The 17,265-nt window shown below is 63.6% G+C and carries 17 protein-coding genes and 1 tRNA gene; 6 read left to right on the top strand and 12 right to left on the bottom strand.

What is annotated here, in order from left to right:
- Window positions 1-68: 68 nt before the first annotated feature.
- The 4 genes from AC0IYS_RS19550 to AC0IYS_RS19535 form a co-directional block, all read right to left on the bottom strand.
- Complete coding sequence (locus AC0IYS_RS19550; RefSeq protein ID WP_471706738.1) at window positions 69-569, bottom strand: VOC family protein; 501 nt, start codon at window positions 567-569, stop codon at window positions 69-71.
- 77 nt (window positions 570-646) lie between these two features.
- On the bottom strand, window positions 647-1,396 hold the full coding sequence (locus tag AC0IYS_RS19545; protein ID WP_471706737.1) for a LytR/AlgR family response regulator transcription factor: 750 nt from the start codon (window positions 1,394-1,396) through the stop codon (window positions 647-649).
- Window positions 1,384-2,454 (bottom strand): sensor histidine kinase, encoded by a 1,071-nt coding sequence (locus AC0IYS_RS19540; RefSeq protein WP_471706736.1) that lies wholly within the window; start codon window positions 2,452-2,454, stop codon window positions 1,384-1,386. The genes AC0IYS_RS19545 and AC0IYS_RS19540 overlap by 13 nt, the downstream gene beginning before the upstream one ends.
- 8 nt (window positions 2,455-2,462) lie before the next feature.
- The gene (locus AC0IYS_RS19535; RefSeq protein ID WP_471706735.1) at window positions 2,463-4,097 is read right to left on the bottom strand and encodes a Na+/H+ antiporter; all 1,635 of its coding nucleotides are present in this window, start codon (window positions 4,095-4,097) and stop codon (window positions 2,463-2,465) included.
- Window positions 4,098-4,214: 117 nt separating this feature from the next.
- Here AC0IYS_RS19535 and AC0IYS_RS19530 point away from each other — a divergent pair.
- The 3 genes from AC0IYS_RS19530 (at window position 4,215) to AC0IYS_RS19520 (ending at window position 6,192) form a co-directional block, all read left to right on the top strand.
- Window positions 4,215-4,290, top strand: a tRNA-Gly gene (locus tag AC0IYS_RS19530).
- A 244-nt stretch (window positions 4,291-4,534) separates the two neighbouring features.
- The gene (locus tag AC0IYS_RS19525; protein ID WP_090314093.1) at window positions 4,535-5,506 is read left to right on the top strand and encodes a chemotaxis protein; all 972 of its coding nucleotides are present in this window, start codon (window positions 4,535-4,537) and stop codon (window positions 5,504-5,506) included.
- Between the two features lie 104 nt (window positions 5,507-5,610).
- The gene (locus tag AC0IYS_RS19520; protein WP_471706734.1) at window positions 5,611-6,192 is read left to right on the top strand and encodes a DJ-1/PfpI family protein; all 582 of its coding nucleotides are present in this window, start codon (window positions 5,611-5,613) and stop codon (window positions 6,190-6,192) included.
- On the opposite strand, the gene fghA is transcribed toward AC0IYS_RS19520, so the two are convergent.
- Window positions 6,182-7,033 (bottom strand): S-formylglutathione hydrolase, encoded by an 852-nt coding sequence (gene fghA, locus AC0IYS_RS19515; protein ID WP_471706733.1) that lies wholly within the window; start codon window positions 7,031-7,033, stop codon window positions 6,182-6,184. The genes AC0IYS_RS19520 and fghA overlap by 11 nt on opposite strands.
- 86 nt (window positions 7,034-7,119) lie before the next feature.
- Here fghA and AC0IYS_RS19510 point away from each other — a divergent pair, with 86 nt between their 5' ends.
- Together AC0IYS_RS19510 and AC0IYS_RS19505 are read left to right on the top strand one after the other, a co-directional pair.
- Window positions 7,120-8,307 carry a cation:proton antiporter gene (locus AC0IYS_RS19510; protein WP_471706732.1) on the top strand — a complete coding sequence of 396 codons (1,188 nt, stop codon included), beginning with the start codon at window positions 7,120-7,122 and terminating at the stop codon, window positions 8,305-8,307.
- Complete coding sequence (locus AC0IYS_RS19505) at window positions 8,308-9,426, top strand: YbdK family carboxylate-amine ligase (protein WP_471706731.1); 1,119 nt, start codon at window positions 8,308-8,310, stop codon at window positions 9,424-9,426. It abuts the gene before it with no gap.
- Window positions 9,427-9,573: 147 nt separating this feature from the next.
- Here AC0IYS_RS19505 and AC0IYS_RS19500 read toward each other — a convergent pair whose 3' ends face one another.
- A complete protein-coding gene (locus AC0IYS_RS19500; protein WP_471706730.1) occupies window positions 9,574-10,578 on the bottom strand; it encodes a gamma-glutamyl-gamma-aminobutyrate hydrolase family protein in 1,005 nt (334 codons plus the stop codon).
- Window positions 10,579-10,644: 66 nt separating this feature from the next.
- Entirely contained in the window at window positions 10,645-11,556 is a 912-nt protein-coding gene (locus tag AC0IYS_RS19495) for a LysR family transcriptional regulator (RefSeq protein WP_471706729.1), read from the bottom strand.
- A gap of 230 nt (window positions 11,557-11,786) precedes the next feature.
- Between AC0IYS_RS19495 and AC0IYS_RS19490 the strand changes: the two genes are divergently transcribed.
- Window positions 11,787-12,773, top strand: a complete 987-nt coding sequence (locus tag AC0IYS_RS19490) for an Lnb N-terminal periplasmic domain-containing protein (protein ID WP_471706728.1) — start codon at window positions 11,787-11,789, stop codon at window positions 12,771-12,773.
- A gap of 18 nt (window positions 12,774-12,791) precedes the next feature.
- On the opposite strand, the gene AC0IYS_RS19485 is transcribed toward AC0IYS_RS19490, so the two are convergent.
- From AC0IYS_RS19485 to AC0IYS_RS19465, 5 genes are read right to left on the bottom strand one after another with little or no spacing between them, the layout of a single operon-like run.
- Entirely contained in the window at window positions 12,792-13,493 is a 702-nt protein-coding gene (locus AC0IYS_RS19485; protein ID WP_471706727.1) for an ABC transporter ATP-binding protein, read from the bottom strand.
- Window positions 13,486-14,211, bottom strand: a complete 726-nt coding sequence (locus tag AC0IYS_RS19480; RefSeq protein WP_471706726.1) for an ABC transporter ATP-binding protein — start codon at window positions 14,209-14,211, stop codon at window positions 13,486-13,488. Before AC0IYS_RS19480 ends, AC0IYS_RS19485 begins: the two co-directional genes overlap by 8 nt.
- The gene (locus AC0IYS_RS19475) at window positions 14,204-15,187 is read right to left on the bottom strand and encodes a branched-chain amino acid ABC transporter permease (RefSeq protein ID WP_471706725.1); all 984 of its coding nucleotides are present in this window, start codon (window positions 15,185-15,187) and stop codon (window positions 14,204-14,206) included. Before AC0IYS_RS19475 ends, AC0IYS_RS19480 begins: the two co-directional genes overlap by 8 nt.
- The gene (locus AC0IYS_RS19470) at window positions 15,184-16,056 is read right to left on the bottom strand and encodes a branched-chain amino acid ABC transporter permease (RefSeq protein WP_471706724.1); all 873 of its coding nucleotides are present in this window, start codon (window positions 16,054-16,056) and stop codon (window positions 15,184-15,186) included. Before AC0IYS_RS19470 ends, AC0IYS_RS19475 begins: the two co-directional genes overlap by 4 nt.
- A gap of 16 nt (window positions 16,057-16,072) precedes the next feature.
- Window positions 16,073-17,245: an ABC transporter substrate-binding protein gene (locus AC0IYS_RS19465; RefSeq protein WP_471706723.1), complete on the bottom strand. Its 1,173-nt coding sequence runs from the start codon at window positions 17,243-17,245 to the stop codon at window positions 16,073-16,075.
- Window positions 17,246-17,265: the final 20 nt, after the last annotated feature.

The following is a 17,265-nucleotide window of genomic DNA, read 5'->3' as shown; positions in this document are numbered from 1 at the left end:
CGCCCCGTGCGCGTCCAGCGCGATGGGGCGAAGCGGGATGCCGTTGGGGCGAGCCGGCCGGCGTTGGTTTAGGGACCCGCGTAGGCCTTCTTCAGGCCGGCGATATCGAGCTTTTTCATTTGCAGCAGCGCGGTCATGACGCGGTTGCATTTTTCCGGGTCCGGGTCAATGACCATGGAGGTCAGTATCGTCGGCACGACTTGCCACGACACGCCGAATTTGTCCGCCAGCCAGCCGCAGGCCTGGGCCTCGGTCGCGCCGCCTTCAGAGAGCCTGTCCCAGAAGTAGTCGATCTCATCCTGGCTTTCGCAATTGATCTGGAACGATACCGCAGGGGAAAACTGGAACTGCGGGCCGCCGTTCATCAAGGTGAAGCGCTGGCCGTCCAGTTCCACCGCCACGGTCATGACGGAGCCCGCTTCGTGGCCGTGGTGTTCCTTGCCGACCTCGGGGTAGCGCGAGATTTCGCACAGTTTGGCGTTGCGGAAGATGCTGGTGTAGTACTCGGCCGCTTCCTCGGCCCGATCGTTGAACCAGAGGCATGGGGTGATCTTCTGAAGACTTTGCATGACGGCGCTCCTGATCGTTGATGGTGGCCGTTCAAGGCTAGCAGGATGAGGGCCGTTCAGGCGCACGACTGGGTGGTCTAACGGATGCCGCCCATTTGCAGGCGCTCCATCAGTTCGGCGCGGTATTGGCGCGAGCAGGGGACGCGGGCGCCGCTGCGCAGTACCAGTTCGCAGTCGCCTTTGTCCAGCGCTTGGACGCTGCTGATCCAGTCCAGTCGCACCGCCGCGCGGCGGTGGCAGCGCAGGAAGCGCGGGCCGAGTTTTTCAATCAGTCTGGCCAGCGTTTGCCGCATCAGCGGATCGCCGTCGGCCGTGTGCAAGACGACGTAGTTATCGGCCGTCTCGATCCACTGGATTTGTTCGACCTTCACGATGCGCGTGCCGCCCCGCTCCGGCACCAGCAACTGGGTGATGGCCGGCAGCGGCTGCGGCGAGGGCGCTGTCGCCAACGTCGGCGTTGCCGGCACCGTGACGCCCAGCCGCTCGCGCACCCGTCGCAACGCCCGCTGCAAGCGCTGTTGGTCATAGGGTTTGAGCAGGTAGTCGATGGCGTTGGCGTCGAAGGCGCGGATCGCGTAGTCGTCGTAGGCGGTGACGAAGACCACCAGCGGCGCCGGCGACGGCAGCGAGGCGGCGACATCGAGTCCGCTGATCTCCGGCATCTGAATATCGAGCAGCAGCACGTCCGGGGCGAATGCCTGCAGCATCTCCAGCGCTTCGATGCCGTCGCGCGCCTCTTCGATGGCGCCGATGTCCGGCTCCAGCGCCAGCATGCGGCGCAGCTTGTCGCGCGCGGGACGTTCGTCGTCGACGATCAGCAGACGCATGGCAATCGCATTTCCGCCCGCACGCCGGCCGGCGCGAGCTGTATCAGGTTGAACGATGCGCGCTCGCCATACAATCCCGCCAGGCGTTCGCGCAGATTGCGCACGCCGATGCCGGATCCGCGTTCGATAGTCACGTCGGCCGCGGACAGCACGCCGGCGTCGTCCTCCAGCCGCACCACGATGACATCCTGCTCGCGGCTGACGGCGATGCCGATCGCGGTTTGCTGACGGCGCCGTTCGACGGTATGCTTGAAGATGTTTTCCAACAGCGGCTGCATGCTCATGACCGGGACCGGGCAGGCCAGCAGCGAGTCGTCGATGTGCCAGGCGATGTGCACGCGGTCCGCAAAACGCTCGGTCATCAGCGAGGCGTAGCCGCGCAGCAGGCGCAGCTCCAGTTCCAGCGGCACCTCGTGCTGCTCGCCCACATCGAGCGTGGCGCGCAGCACGTCGGCCAATTGGATCAGCATCGCGTCGGCCCGCGCCACGTCGCTGTGCATCAGCGACGAGATGGTGTTGAGGGCATTGAAGAGGAAGTGCGGCTGCAGTTGCTGCGTCAGGCGAAGCAGCTGGGCCTCGCGCAGCGAAGCGTTGACACGCTCGACCCGCAGTTTTTCGTTCAGCATGGCGTGATACGACAGCACGCCGAATGTGATGGTGGCGAAGATAAAGAAGAACACCGTCATCTTCACATCCTCATAGAGATACACCTGCGGCCACGCGTGGTGTGTGTACGTTTCGCCGGCCAGGCGGTAGACCACGTGCCGGATGCCGAAGGCGATCGGCACGAAGGCCACCCAGTACACCGGCAGCCACGCAAGCTGGCGGAAGAACCAGCGCAGGGGGGATGAGATCAGGTGGTCATGGCGGCGTGTGAAGTAGCGCTGGAGGATGATCAGCACCGTGCCGGTGAAGGCCGACGAGGTTTCCCACAATATCGGTTTCCACACGCCGTGATCATTCTCGCGCAGGTATTCCTGCACGGCGGTGGTGGTCATCAGGAGCCAGAACAGCACCCAGGCGACCGCGATGATGGTTTGTGTGCGTGTGGGTCGCATGGCGGGTCTTAGCGGTACCGCGTTTCCATCAAGTCGATCTCGCGTACCAGCTTGCGCGAGATCGCATCGGAAATGCGGTCGGTGCGGGCCAGGTCGAAAACCGCGCGCCGTTCGGCCGCCAGCGCCGCCAGCCGCAGCTCGTTCTCGGCATGGTCGGTCTTGCGCCACTCCGAGTCGTCATCCCGGTCGACCTCATTGAGCCGATGCTCGTAGAACGCGATCACGCGCGCCGCCGCCTGCGGGTAGACCTCCGGGTCGATGCAGGTTTCCGCCTCCATCAGCGAGACCTGCGTCTTCTCGATCGCCCTGATGGCCGCATTGGCCGCTTCGCGGCGCGCCAGGTCTTCCTCCTGCTGCTCCTCCGGCTCGGCCGGGAAGGTCATGCCGGCCAACAGGCGGGGCAGGGCGATGCTGGCGGTCAGCAGCGAAATCAGGATCACCGAGCAGGCCAGGAAAATGACCAGCGCGCGCGCCGGGAAGGGGGCGCCGCTGGGCAACGCCAGCGGCAAGGTCAGCACGCCGGCCAGGGTGATTGTGCCGCGCGCGCCGGCCAGCGTGGTCGCCAGCAGCAGGCGCGGATTGATCTTCTGGCGCTCCTCGTGGCGGATTTTCTGCTTGAAGATGGTCAGCCGCAGCGACGCCCACACCCACGCCATGCGCAGCACCAGCAGGCCGGCGGTGATGGCGAAGGCGTAGACCAGCAGCCACCATGGGTTCAGATGGCCGCTTTCCATGATCGACAGGCTGGCGCCGCGGAAGATGTCCGGCAGCTGCTCGCCGAGCAGCACGAACATCACGCCGTTGAGCGCGAACTGCACCGTGTCCCACACGGCGGAGCGCTGGATGCGGGTATTGGCCAGCGCATGGCCACTTAACTCCACGTAGCTCATTGTCACGCCGGCGGCGACGGCGGCCAGGATGCCCGAGCCATGCAGGCGCTCTGCCACCAGATAGGCGCCGAACGGCAGCAGCAGGTTGACCAGGATCGGCGAGCCGACCGGTTCGCCGAAACGGCGCGACAGCCAGCGCTGCGCCCACGTCACGGCCAGGGTCACGCCGACGCCGGCGCCGATGCCGGCCACCACCAGCCAGACAAAGGTGATGGCGGCCGTGCCGACCGAGAAGCTGCCGGTCATCGCGGCGGCGACGGCAAAGCGGAAGCACACCAGGCCACTGGCGTCGTTGAGCAGCGATTCGCCCTCCAGGATGTGCATCAGGCGCTTGGGGATGGGCGTGTTGGAGGCGATCGAGCTGACGGCGATGGGATCGGTCGGCGAGATGATGGCCGCCAGCGCGAAGGCGACCGGCAGCGGCATGGCCGGGATCAGCCAGTGGATCAGGAAGCCGGCGCCGACGACGGTGAAGATCACCAGGCCCAGGGCCAGTTCCAGGATGGTGCCCTTGTCGCGCAGCAGGCCGCTTTTGGGAATGCGCCAGCCGTCGAGGAACAGCAGCGGCGGCAGGAAGGCGAGGAAGAACAGCTCCGGTTCCAGGTCCACGCCGTGCGACGACTTGGCGGCGATCAGCGCGCCCAGCGCGATCTGCACCAATGGCAGCGGTATCGCCGGCGGCAGCAGCCGCTTAATATAGGCGCTGGCCACGACCGCCAACAACATCGCCAACACCACTTCGATTGAATCCATTCCCATCCTTTTCCATTGCAAATCGCTATCAAGCTTACACTATCGCCGGTCCGGTAAAAAGTTGGCGGCGAGCACTGGTCAAGCGGGGATCTTTCTGTCATAATCTGGCCTCTCCACGCGGGAGTAGCTCAGTTGGTAGAGCGCAACCTTGCCAAGGTTGAGGTCGAGAGTTCGAGACTCTTCTCCCGCTCCAGAATTCTTCAAGCTGAAACACGCTGCCATGTTCGGCTACCAAAAAGAAACCCTTGAGGTTTCTTTTTTTATGCCAATGTTTTACCTCCCGGCGACCACCAACCGTTGTAAATCGTGCTTTAAATCAATATCTTGTGGTCCAAAATGTGACGCGGGCGTGTTGCTCCCGCTATACTTGGATAGCAATGGAAGCCAAGCCCGCCGTGGGCCATTTCCTATCAGCGGACCCTAGTGGAGACCAATTTATGAAATCAGTTCAGCAGGAAGTGGATGAGCGCAGTAATTTAACAAATTCCAACAAGTTCGAACTGCTGCTGTTCCGTTTGGGCGGCGACGCCAACGGCCAACACTCCGAGTTGTTTGGTATTAATGTCTTCAAAATCCGCGAGATCGTCGCGATGCCGGAAGTCACCGCAGTGGCCGGATCCCCGCCACATATGCTGGGCGTCGTCAATCTGCGCGGTCAAATCATTACGGTGCTCGATTTGCCGGGCATCGTGGGTGTGACCCCAAAAACCGGTCTGAATATTATGTTGGTCACCGAATTCGCGCGCACCACGCAGGCGTTCGCGGTCGAATCGGTCGATGAAATCGTGCGTCTGGACTGGAGCCAGGTGCTGACCGCCGAAGGCACGGCCGGCGGCAAAGTCACCAGTATCGCGCGCGTCGACGGCGACGTGCAGAACACCCGCCTGGCGCAGGTGCTCGACGTCGAAACCATTTTGCGCGAGCTGGTGCCGCCGGAAGGCAAGGACGTCGACCCGGAAACCATCGGCCCGAAAGTGCTGTTGAAACCGGGCGCCGTGATCCTGGCGGCCGACGACTCGGTGGTCGCGCGCAACCTGATCGAAAAAGGGCTGGATGCGATGGGCGTCCACTTCATCATGACCAAGTCGGGCAAGGAGGCGTGGGAGCGCCTGCAGCACATCGCCGATGGCGCCAAGGCCGAAGGCGTGGCCATCACCGACCGCGTGGCGATGGTGCTGACCGATCTGGAGATGCCGGAAATGGACGGCTTCACGCTCACGCGCCTGATCAAGCAGGACGCGCGCTTCTCCAAGATTCCGGTGGTGATCCACTCCTCGTTGTCGGGCAAGACCAACGAAGATCACGTCAAGGGCGTGGGCGCCGATGCGTATGTGGCCAAGTTCTCGGCCGAGGATCTGGCGGGCACCATCCGCACGGTGATCGCCAAGGCCGCCGGCGCCGCAGCCTAAGCGTCCGCCAACAAATCAGGGTAGTATCGAAGGGCCGTGACGGTGACGTCGCGGCCCTTTGTTTTTACGACCCTCTTTATAACCCGCTCTCGAAAGGACATACCGTGGCAGCTAAGAAAATTCTGTTTCTGACTGGCGATTTTGCGGAAGACTACGAGACCATGGTGCCGTTCCAGGCGCTGCAGATGGTTGGGCACACGGTGCACGCGGTCTGTCCCGGCAAGAAGTCCGGCGACACCATCAAGACCGCGATTCACGATTTCGAAGGCGACCAGACCTACACCGAAAAGCCGGGCCACCTGTTCGCGCTCAACGCCAGCTTCGACGACGTCGACGTCGCCAACTACGACGCGCTGATGATCGCCGGCGGCCGCGCGCCGGAATACCTGCGCCTTAATCCGCGCGTGATCGCCATCGTCCAGGAGTTTGCGGCCGCGTCGAAGCCGATAGCGGCGGTGTGCCACGGCGCGCAGTTGCTGGCGGCGGCGGAGGTCATACGCGGCAAGAAGATCTCGTGCTATCCGGCCTGCTCGCCGGAAGTCAAACTGGCCGGCGGCGAGTACGCCGACATCGCGGTCGACCAGGCGGTCACCGACGGTAATTTCGTCACCGCCCCCGCGTGGCCGGCGCACCCCGCGTGGCTCGGCCAGTTCCTGCGCGTGCTGGGAACGGAAATCAAACTGTAGCGAGATTGCGCGCGTGGAAGCGGATGTGGTCTTCCATGAACGTCGAGATGAAGTAGTAGCCATGGTCGTACCGCGCGTGCCGCCGCAGTTCCAGCGGCTGCGCCGCGCTGCGGCAGGCTTCCTCGAACGCCTCCGGATACAGCTGCTCGGCCAGGAATTTGTCGCCCAGTCCCTGGTCGATCAGGATGCCGGCCGGGAAGGGCGTCTTCAGGCCGGCCATCAATAAACTGGCGTCGTACTGCGCCCATGCGGCGGTATCGTCGCCGAGGTAGCCGCTGAACGCCTTGTGGCCCCAAGGGCACTTCGATGGCGCGGCGATCGGCGCGAACGCGGACACCGAGCGGAAGACGTCCGGCCGTTTGAGCGCCATCGTCAGCGCGCCATGTCCACCCATCGAATGGCCGAAGATGCCGAGGCGCGCGCCGTCGACCGGCAGCTCTTTGACCACCAGTTCGCGCAGCTCGTGGATGTAGCTGTACATCCGGTAGTGCCGCGCCCACGGCTCTTGCGTCGCATCCAGGTAGAAGCCGGCGCCGACGCCGAAATCCCAGCTGTCCGCTTCACCGTCGATACCCGCGCCGCGCGGGCTGGTGTCGGGCGCGATGAGGATCAGCCCCGCCTGCGCCGCCGCGCGCTGCGCGCCGGCCTTGATCATGAAGGTCTCTTCGTTGCAGGTCAGTCCCGCGAGGTAGAACAGCGCCGACATGCGGGTTTGATCGCCTTCCTGGCGTTCTGGAATGAAGACCGAAAAGCGCATCGGCAAGCCGATTTCGCGCGAGTCGTGGCGGTAGAAACGCTGGGTGCCGCCGAAGCAGGCGTGTTCACTGATTAGTTCAAGCATGTGTTTTTCCTATGTTCCCTAGCGAACAGTCGTGGTCCGGTTTATCGGCCATAATAATCGAAGTATGGTTTACAGAGGAGAAGTACATGCCGGATATTCAGGTCATCATGGCCGATTTGGGCTGGCCGTTCGCGATCGCGCTGGCTTGGCTGTCGGGAGAGTTCCTGCATCGCTGGACCAAGCTGCCACGCATCAGCGTCTACGGCATCGTCGGATTTTTACTCGCGCAGGCCTTCCCCGCAGCGCTCAGCAGCGGTGCGTCGAGCACCGTCACCACCCTGGCCAATCTGGCTTTCGGACTCATACTGTTTGAATTCGGTTACCGCATCAATCTGCGCTGGCTCAGGATTAATCCCTGGATCGCTGTCAGCGGCCTGGCGGAATCGGCGGCCACTTTCGGCGTCGTCTATTTCATCGCTTATCTGACCGGCATGCCGTCGCTGACGTCGCTCTTGCTCGCGTCGCTGGCCATGTCCACATCGCCGGCCGGCGTGCTGCGCGTGATCAATGAGCAGAACAGCTCTGGCCAGGTCACCGAGCGCGTGCTCCACCTGGTTGCGATCAACTGCGTACTGGCGGTATTCGTCTTCAAGGTGGTGGTGGGCTTCTGGGTGTTCCAGACCTCCGGCAGCCTGCCGCAGGCGATTTCGCACAGCTTGATCGAGCTGGTGGTATCGGCGGTCATGGGCGCGGTGATGGGCTTTATGGTCCCGGCCTTGCTGCGCCGCCTCGGCGCGCTGGCGCAGGACGGCACCGTCGCCTTCGCGCTTGGCGTGGTGCTGCTGGTCGCCGCCGCCGGCGCCTTCGATGTCTCGCCGGTTCTCGCCACGTTGACCTTCGGCCTGGCCGCGCGCCATAGCCGCGTCGCCTTCAGCCGCACCGAGCGCAATTTCGGCGGCATCGGCGAACTCCTGACGGTGCTGCTGTTCGTGTTTGCCGTCTCCACCCTGGAGTGGGAGCGCGTGGTCGACGGCGCGGGCCTCGGCATCGTGCTGCTGCTGGCGCGCTTCCTGGTCAAGACGGCCAGCGTGGCGGCGTTCGCCAAGGTTGGCGGCATCTCGTGGCGCAAGGGCGTGCTGACCGGCGTCGCGCTGGCGCCGATGTCGGTCTTCGTCACGCTGCTGCTCGAACAAACTAAATACATGGGGATCGTGCTGGTCGACGAACTGGCGGCGCTGGCGGCGATGACGCTGCTGCTGGAAGTGGTCGGACCGATCGTCACGCAACGCGCGCTGATCTGGGCCAACGAAACCCAGGTCAAGGAGGAAAAGTAAATGCCATTAGAACCATTCAACACATCGGAACCGCTGACGATGGGCGTGGAGCTCGAGCTCCAGTTGATCAGCCTTTCGGACTACGACTTGACGGCGTCCAGCCCTGACCTGCTGCACCTGTTGGGACGCAAGCCGTTCCCCGGCAACGTCACGCCGGAGATCACCGAGAGCATGATCGAGATTAACAGCGACGTGCACACCAATCACACCGAACTGGTGGCGCAGTTGCAGCTGATCCGCGACACCCTGGTCACCGCTGGCGAACAGCTGAACATCGGCATCTGCGGCGGCGGCACGCACCCGTTCCAGAAATGGTCGGACCGGAAAATCTTTTCCAAACCGCGCTTCAAGGAAGTATCGGAGCTGTACGGCTACCTGGCCAAGCAGTTTACGATTTTCGGCCAGCACGTGCACATCGGCTGCGCCAACGGCGACGACGCGCTGTTCCTGCTGCATTCGCTCAGCCGCTACGTGCCGCACTTCATCGCGTTGTCGTCATCGTCGCCGTACGTGCAGGGGAACGATACCTTGTTCAATTCCGCGCGTCTGAATTCGGTGTTTGCGTTTCCGATGAGCGGACGCGCGCCGTTCGTGCAGAACTGGGCGACCTTCGAGAATGAATACTTCGCCAAGATGGAACACACTGGCGTGATCAAGAGCATGAAGGACTTTTACTGGGACATTCGTCCCAAGCCGGAATTCGGCACCATCGAGCTGCGGGTGTGCGACACGCCGCTGACGGTGGAGCGGGCGGCGGCGCTGGCGGTGTATCTGCAATCGCTGTGCAGCTATCTGCTGGAGCGCCGGGAAGAGGCGCCGGCCGAGGATGACTATCTGGTATATAACTACAACCGCTTCCAGGCTTGCCGTTTCGGGCTGGATGGCACGCTGGTGCATCCGAAGAGTTATGACAGCCTGTCGCTGCGCGAGGATATTTTGACGACGCTGCGCAAGATGGAGCCGTATGGCGCCAAGCTTGGCGCCACCGCTGGTTTGCAGCATCTGATGCAGGTCACGCACGAGGGCAGCGACGCGCATTATCTGCGGCAGCAGTTCGATCGGAGTGGTAGCGCCGAGGGCATGGTCGACGCGGCGATTCACCGGTTCCGAGGCCGGTAATTAGCGGTGTTGGCGGACCATGGCGGATTACGGCGTGCCGCCTAATCCGCCCTACGTGTCGCCGTTGTCGAGCAGACGATGATGAATTCTGAACCACGTAGGGCGGATTAGCGTAGCGTACCGCCACGATCCGCCAGCGGCGCACGTCTAAAACCGCGTCTCCCGCGCCACGCGCAGGAAGTTATCCAAAATCCCGGTGCAATCGAGCAGCTCCACACCACCCGCGCTGTGAAACTCCGGGTGCCACTGCAATCCCATCACAAACGGCGCCTTGCGATACCTGATCGCCTCCACCATATTATCGGGCACCGACAACGCCTCCACCACCATATCGCGGCCCAAGGTCTTAACGGCCTGATGGTGAATCGAATTGACCAACCCCGTCGGACGTCCCTTGAACAGCTTGCTCAACGACGACCCCGCCGGGAAGCTGATCTCGTGCCGGTTGCGGTCATACTCGTCATTCACGTGCGCCAGCGAATCGGGCACGTCCGACGCGATATCCTGGTACAACGTCCCGCCGAACGCCACATTGATCAGCTGGCACCCGCGGCAAATCCCCAGCACCGGCTTGCCGGCCTCGACGAATTCGTGCAGCAGTTCCAGCTCGTACATATCGCGCGCGCGGTCGCCGCCCCATTCGGGCCGGGTCGGTGTTTCCGAGTAGCTCTGCGGCGAAACATCGGCGCCGCCCTGCAGCACCAGGCCGTCGAGGTGGCGTGCGTAGTCGCGCAGGCGGATATTGGAAGGGTGCAGCAACCCGTCGGTGTTGACAGTCGGGATCATAAACACCAGCACGTCGCGCGACATGACCCATTGCGCAATGGATTCCTCCAGATACTGCAGGTTCTTGCTGCGCAAACCGGTCGCACCTGCTTCCGGATGGAAAATCCGCGCCGACACGCCAATGTGCAGCGGCCGCTGAATAATGTGCCGCGTGACCGAGGCGGCAACCCTGCGGTAGCGCGCCATGATGACCCGGCCCCACAGGCTGAAGACGTTGTCGCCCGGATCGAGATAGCGGGGCGTGCCCACCTCGGGACGCGCCGAGCGGCGCTCGTGGTCGCTGGCGCGGCGGTGGGGCGTTTCCTGCACGTGCACGTCTTCTGGCGGTACGTCTATGATGTCCTTATCGTCCGGCCCGGTGCTCATGCTGTCCCTCATTTACTATTGACATGATGCCAGTGTGCCATACACCGGCGTCGGCGGTCGCCCGCTTCACAAATCCTTACAACTGTCGGACTTCAGGAAAGCGAGGAAGGCGTCGGCGAAGCCGGCCACCAGCGGGTCGGCCTCGCGCAGGCAGACCAGGCCGACGGACGACATCAATTTGCCGCTTGCCAGTGGCACGAAACGCACGCCCGCCGGCGCCATCAGTTGCATGCACTCAGGAACGATAGCAATGCCCAGATCGGCCGCGATAAGGCTCAGCTGCGACGATTTACGCGACAGTGCCCGGGCCGGTATCGGAAAGAAACCCTGTTCCAGGCACAGGTTGGCGACCAGGTAGCTCAGGCCGCCCCGGTCCTTGTGCGGGATCGAGATGAACTTCTCCTTGCTCAGGTCGGCCAGTTCGACGTTGTCGAGCGCGGCCAGCGGCGAGTTCTGCGACACCGCCACCATCAGCCGCTCGGTCGACAACTCGCGCACGTGGATGTGCGGATATTTGCGCAGCGTCGGCAGGCGGATCAGGCCGATGTCGGCGCGGCCTTCCTCGATATCGAGCGTCTGGTTTTCCGACGGCGCCATCGACACCTCCAATGTCACGCCGGGGAACTGGTCGAGCAGCTGGGCGATGGCGCCGGTCAGGGTGGGCGTCAGGATCACCGAGCTCGAATGCTGGAGCCGGATCACGCCGCGCGCGCCGAGTCCGACCTGGCGCGCTTGCACCACCGTGTCGTCGATGTCGTCGAGAATGCGCTTGCCGCGTTCGAAGAACAGCTGGCCGGCGGGCGTGAGCTCGATATGGCGCGAGTCGCGCGTCAGCAGCTGCGTTTGCAGCTCGTCTTCCAGTTCCTTGATCTGGCGGCTCAGCGCCGATTGGGCCACGTACAGTTTTTCGGCGGCGCGCGAATAGCTGCCCGCCTCGACGATTTCAACGAAGTATTTGAACTGTTTAAGCGATATCACCGTGTATGCCGTTTCGAGATAGATGGCCGCCGTATTTGATATTGGCTCGAATGGGGCGGCGCCGTTAAAGTGAAGCGTCTCTTCTTCATTTACGGAACCGCCATGTTGGAGCTTATCGGAATCATCGGCATGGTCTTGAGTATTGCAGTAAAACTGATATGCGTCCAGATCGGGTGCGGCGGCGGCAAAGACGAACACGAGGATTGAAGCGGCAGCCCATATAATTGGGCATGACTAAAAATAATCTTCGTATCGCGGCCCGCGCGCTGGCGTCGGTGGTGCTGTCGGTGCTGGCGGTGTGGGGTGGCCTGGCGCTGTGGTTTCAGCTGCCTGCGCTGCGCTTGCCGGCGGTGGTGGCGTGGGGCGTGGGCGCCATCGTCACGCTGGTCCTGTGGTGGCGCCGGCGCGACGCGCGCGTGGCGCTGCCATGGCTGGCCGCGATGATTGCGCTGATGGCGTGGTGGAGCACCTTGCAGCCGACGCATAACCGCGTGTGGGCCGACGATGTGTCGCGCATGGTCGCCGGCCAGGTGCGGGGCAGCGTGGTCACCCTGGACCAGGTGCGCAATTTCGACTGGCGCAGCGATACCGACTATACGCAGCGTTGGGAAGCGCGCAGCTACGATCTGGCGCAACTGCGCTCGGTCGATGTCGCCATGTCCTACTGGATGGGACCTGCGATCGCGCATACGCTGGTGTCGTTCGGCTTTGCCGATGGACGCTACCTGACGTTTTCGATCGAGATCCGCAAGCAGCGCGGCGAGAGTTTCGACGCCATCGCCGGGTTTTTCAAGGGTTTCGAGACGGTGCTGATCGCCGCCGACGAACGTGACATCCTGCGGGTGCGCACCAACGCTCGCGGCGAGGACATGTATTTGTACCGTTTGAAGATGTCGTCCGAAGCGATGCGCTCGTTGTTCCTGGCGTATCTGGAGGAGGGCGCAGCGCTCAAACGCGAGCCGCGTTTCTACAATACGTTGACGGCCAACTGCACCACCATCATTTTCGAGATGGCGCGCCGCATCGATCCGGGACTGCCGTTCGATTGGCGCTTGCTGGCGTCGGGTTACCTGGACCGGTATCTGTTCGATATCGGCGCGTTGGAGGGCGGGCAGGATTTCGAGACGCTGCGCCGCAGCGCCCATATCACCGAACGCGCGCGCGCCGCCGACAAGGCCGAGGATTTTTCAGCCCGCATACGTACGGTTCCCAGATGAGGCATCGTCCTGATTTTTCTACCGCGCGAAATACAGCTCGTTCACCCGATCGAGGCTGACCTCGGCCGCCCGCTGCGACAGCGCCACTTTCCCGCTCTGCATCAGGTAGACATGATCGGCGATGCCAATCGCCCGTTCCGTGTTCTGCTCAACCAGGATAATGGTTCGCCCGCCGGCCTTGAGCCGCTCGAGGGTCTCGAACACCTCGTTGACGATCACCGGGGCCAATCCCAGCGACGGCTCGTCGACAAGCAACAATCGCGGCTCGGACATCAACGCGCGCGCCATCGCCAGCATCTGCGCCTCGCCACCCGACAGCGAACCGGCCAACTGTGCGCGCCGCTCCCGCAGGCGCGGAAACATCAGGTACGACTTCTCCAGACGCGTTTTGACATGCGCGCGGTGCGACGGATGATACGCTCCCATGATCAAATTTTCCTCCACGCTCATGTCGCGGAAGGTCAAACGATCCTCTGTGATCAGCGCCACCCCATGGCCGGCCATATGCCAGGTCGGCGTACGGTTCAAACGCTTGCCATCGAGGCGGATCTCGCCGCCGTTCACCGGCAGCAATCCCATGATCGTGCGCAGCAGCGTGGTCTTGCCCGCGCCATTCGGTCCGATGATGGCCGTCAGCTCGCCGGCCTGCGCCCGCATCGACACGTCCCATAACACGTTGATAGCGCCATGCCCGGCACGCACCCGGTCCATCTCAAGCATTGCCGGCTCCCACAACGGTCCCCGTATAACTGCGCATCACCTCCGGATCGCGGAACACGGCGTCCGGCGTGCCATCGGCGATCAGCTGGCCGAAATTGAGCACCACCACCCGCGGGCACAAGGCGCTGATGGTCTCGATATCGTGCTCGATCATGACGATGCCGACGCCAAAACGCGTATGCATCTCCCTGAGCATCTCCATGAAGCGCCGTTTGCCTGTGGTTTCCAGCCCGGCCAGCACTTCGTCGAGCAGCAGCAACTTGGGCGATGTGGCCAGCGCCTTCGCCACTTCCAGCGCTTTCAACTCGGTCAGCGATAGCTCCGTGGAGGCGTCGCGGGCGGCCTTGTCGGCCAGGCTGGTGAACTCCAGGATCTCGTCGATTTGCCGTGTGTCGATTTTCTCGGCGCCGAAGCGCTGGGCCACGATCAGGTTTTCGCGCACCGTCAGTTCGTGCATTGGCTGCGGCACCTGGAAGGTGCGGCCGATGCCGAGCCGCGCGCGCCGGTACATGGGCGTGCGCAGAACGTCGTGGCGATCGAAACGAATGCTGCCGCCCGTCGTGCGCACCAGTCCCGAGATGGCGTTGAACAGCGTGGTCTTGCCGGCGCCGTTGGGGCCGACCAGTCCGACCACATCTGCTGCGCCGACGTTGAGCGTGACGTTGTTGACCGCTGTCAGCCCGCCGAAGCGCACCGAGAGGTTGTTCAGTTCAAGCATGGTCGTTCCTTCCTGGCTTGGATGCTGGCATGTGCAGCAGCGGCAGCAGACCGGTGGGACTGAAGATGATCATGGCGACGAGCAGGCCGCCCAGCACCAGTTGATGTCCGGTCGGGATCAGCGACTTGAACACCAGTTGATCGAGCAGATAGACCACCAGCGCGCCGATCACCGGTCCGCCGATGGTGCGGTAGCCGCCGAAGATGGCGGCGACGATGGGCAGCGTCACCCAGACGCCGTTGAACGCGTAATCCGGTTCGAGGAAATTCAGGTAATGGGCGTTGAAGGCGCCCGCCACGCCGGCCATGAAGGCCGACACCATCAGCATCGCGCCTTTGAGCAGCGTGCTGTTGACGCCGACCACGCGGGTGGCGTCTTCGCTGTCGTGCATGGCGCGCAGGGCGAGGCCGTAGTGGCTGGCGCGGATGGCGCGGTAGGCCAGCGCGAACAGCAGCACGATGGTGAGGATGACCAGGTAGGCGCCGGTCTTGCCGCCCATGCCGATGCCGAACAGGTTCGCCGGCAGCACCGGGATATTGCCGATGCCGGCGGCGCCGCCCGTCACCGAGGTCCATTCGGTGGCGACGATGCGGAAGATGTGCGCGTACGCCAGTATCGCCAGCGCGAAGTAGGGGCCGCGCAGGCGCAGCACCGGCAGCATCGCCAGCGATGCGACCACCGCGCCGGCCCCGCCCAGTGCCATCCCGGCCGGCACCGGCAGCCCCGCCTTGAGCGTGACGATGGCCGAAACATAGGCGCCGACCCCGAAGAAGGCGCTGTGGCCGAAGCTGACCATGCCGCCCAGATTGCCCAGCAAGGCCCACGATAGCGCCACGCAGCCGATCACCAGCGCCGCGACGATCAGGCTCATAATGTATTGGTTCGCGCCGAGCATCAGCGGCACGCCGACGTAGCCGACCGTCAGCAGCGCGATGAACAGCGCCCAGTCGCTTCCCGATGCGAAGCGGCCGCTCATCCGCGCCTCCGGCTGGCGCCCATCAGGCCATTCGGCATCACGAACAGCACCAGCAGGAACAGCATCATGCCGGCCAGCTCCTGCAGCGCGGAACTGGCCAGCGTGACGGTCAGCGCCTCGGCGACGCCAAGCAGCACGGCGCCGAGCAGCACGCCGGGGATCGAACCGACGCCCGCCAGCACGGTGATGATGAAGGCCTTGACGGTCAGCGCGCCGCCGTACGCCGGCTGGATCACGCCGTAGCTATATAACGCCACGCCGGCGAATCCCGCCAGCATGCCGGCGACGATGAAGGACACCAGTTCCGTGCGGGCCGGCGGAATGCCCATCAACTTGGCAGCTTCGCGGTTGCTCGAGACGGCGCGCAGCGCGCGGCCATACCAGCTGCGCGACAGCCACCACCACAAGCCGGCCATCAGCAGCAGGCTGACGATGAAGAACACCGCCTCGCCGCGCATGCTGTACAGCGGCCCGACGACAAAGGCTTCCTGCAGCCAGCTGGAACTGGTCGAGCGCACGTCGGCCTTCCAGATCAGCAGGATCAGGTTGGTCATGATCACGCCGATGCCGAAGGTGAGGATCAGCGAATTGATTTCGCGGTCCTTGCGGATGCGGCTGACGATGCCGTACACGCCGGCCGACGTCAGGCTGACGACGATCACCGCGATCGGAATCGCCCACGCGGGGTTGAGTCCCAGCCCGGATTCCACCGCGTAGGCGATGTAGGCCGCCAGCAGCACCAGCTCCCCGTGGGCGAGGTTAATCACCCGCATGGTGCCGAACACCAGCGCCAGTCCCAGCGCGATCAGCGCATACGAGCCTCCCTGGAGCAGGCCGGAATACAGCGCTTGCAGTATCAGGTCGGTCATGCGCCGCGGTCCGGGCTTACCACGGCTTGCCCGGATAGATCATCTTGCCGGTGGCGTTGGCAGCCGGCCAGACGATGACGATGTTCTTGCCCTGATGCTGGGCCATGCGGTGGACGAAGTTCAGGTTGTCGCCGTTGGCGCCGAACTGCACGCGGCCGATCAGCGTTTCGCGGTCGGTCTTGCGCAGTTCCTCGGCCACGCCGCCTTTCTTGACCGTGCCCTTGTCGGCGGCCCGCGCGATGGCCTCGAACAGCAGCATCGATTGCACGTAGCCGAACTGGCCGAGGTAGTCCGGCTCCTTCTTGTACAGCGCCTTGTAGGCGGCGGCGAAAGCCTTGCCGTCGGCCGTGTCGAAGGTGGCGGGGAAGGGCAGCAGCGCAGTGCCGTACACATTGGGCATCAGGTCGGGGAATTCGGCCGCCATCTTCGGCGTCGCCAGCGACCACACGCCGATCAGCGCGTTGACGGGCGGCTTGAGCACGCGCGCCGCGCGCAGGATGCCGACGTAGTCGTTCTCGTAGCCGACCATCAAAATCACTTCGGACTTGTCCTGCAATCGGATCTTGTTGACGATCGGCTTGAAGTCGGTGATGGCCGGGTCGAACGAATGCGAAGTCGCTTTTACACCTTTCCCCGCCAGCGCCTTTTGCACCGAGCTGGCCAGGTCGGAAGTGGCTTCCTTGGTCGAGAAGACGATGGACACGCTCTTGGCGCCCATGTCGGCCAGGATGCCCAGGACGGCTTTTTCGTAGCCGGCGGTGTTATTAATACGGAAAAAATTCTTGCGGCCGCTGTTGACCAGGCTATCGTCGACGCCACCGGAGGTGATATAGGGCAGTCCCAGTTTGTTGGCCGCGTCGGAGGCCGGGGAGATATTGTTGGAGCCGTAGCCGCCGGTGATGGCGATCGCGCCATCGCTGGCCAGCTTCTCGACCGCCGCCACCGCCTTGGCCGGCGCCGATTCGTCGTCGATGGTGACGATCTTGACCTTGTGCTTGCCGTTACTCTTGTTGAAGACATCGGCGGCGACCATCACGCCTTCCTGCATGCCCGCGCCAACCCGCGCCAGGGTGCCGGTCAGCGGCAGCTGCGCGCCGACGATGAATTCCTCCGCGTACGCCGGGGACCCGGTTGCCACCATTGCCGTCATCAGTACCGCGATTGACGCGGCCATCGTTATTTTTTTCATGACTGTCTCCACCTTTTGGG

The organism is Duganella sp. AC237 (assembly GCF_979254035.1).
The sequence above is the reverse complement of the archived record's forward strand: the minus strand, read 5'-3'. Positions and strand labels throughout refer to the sequence as shown.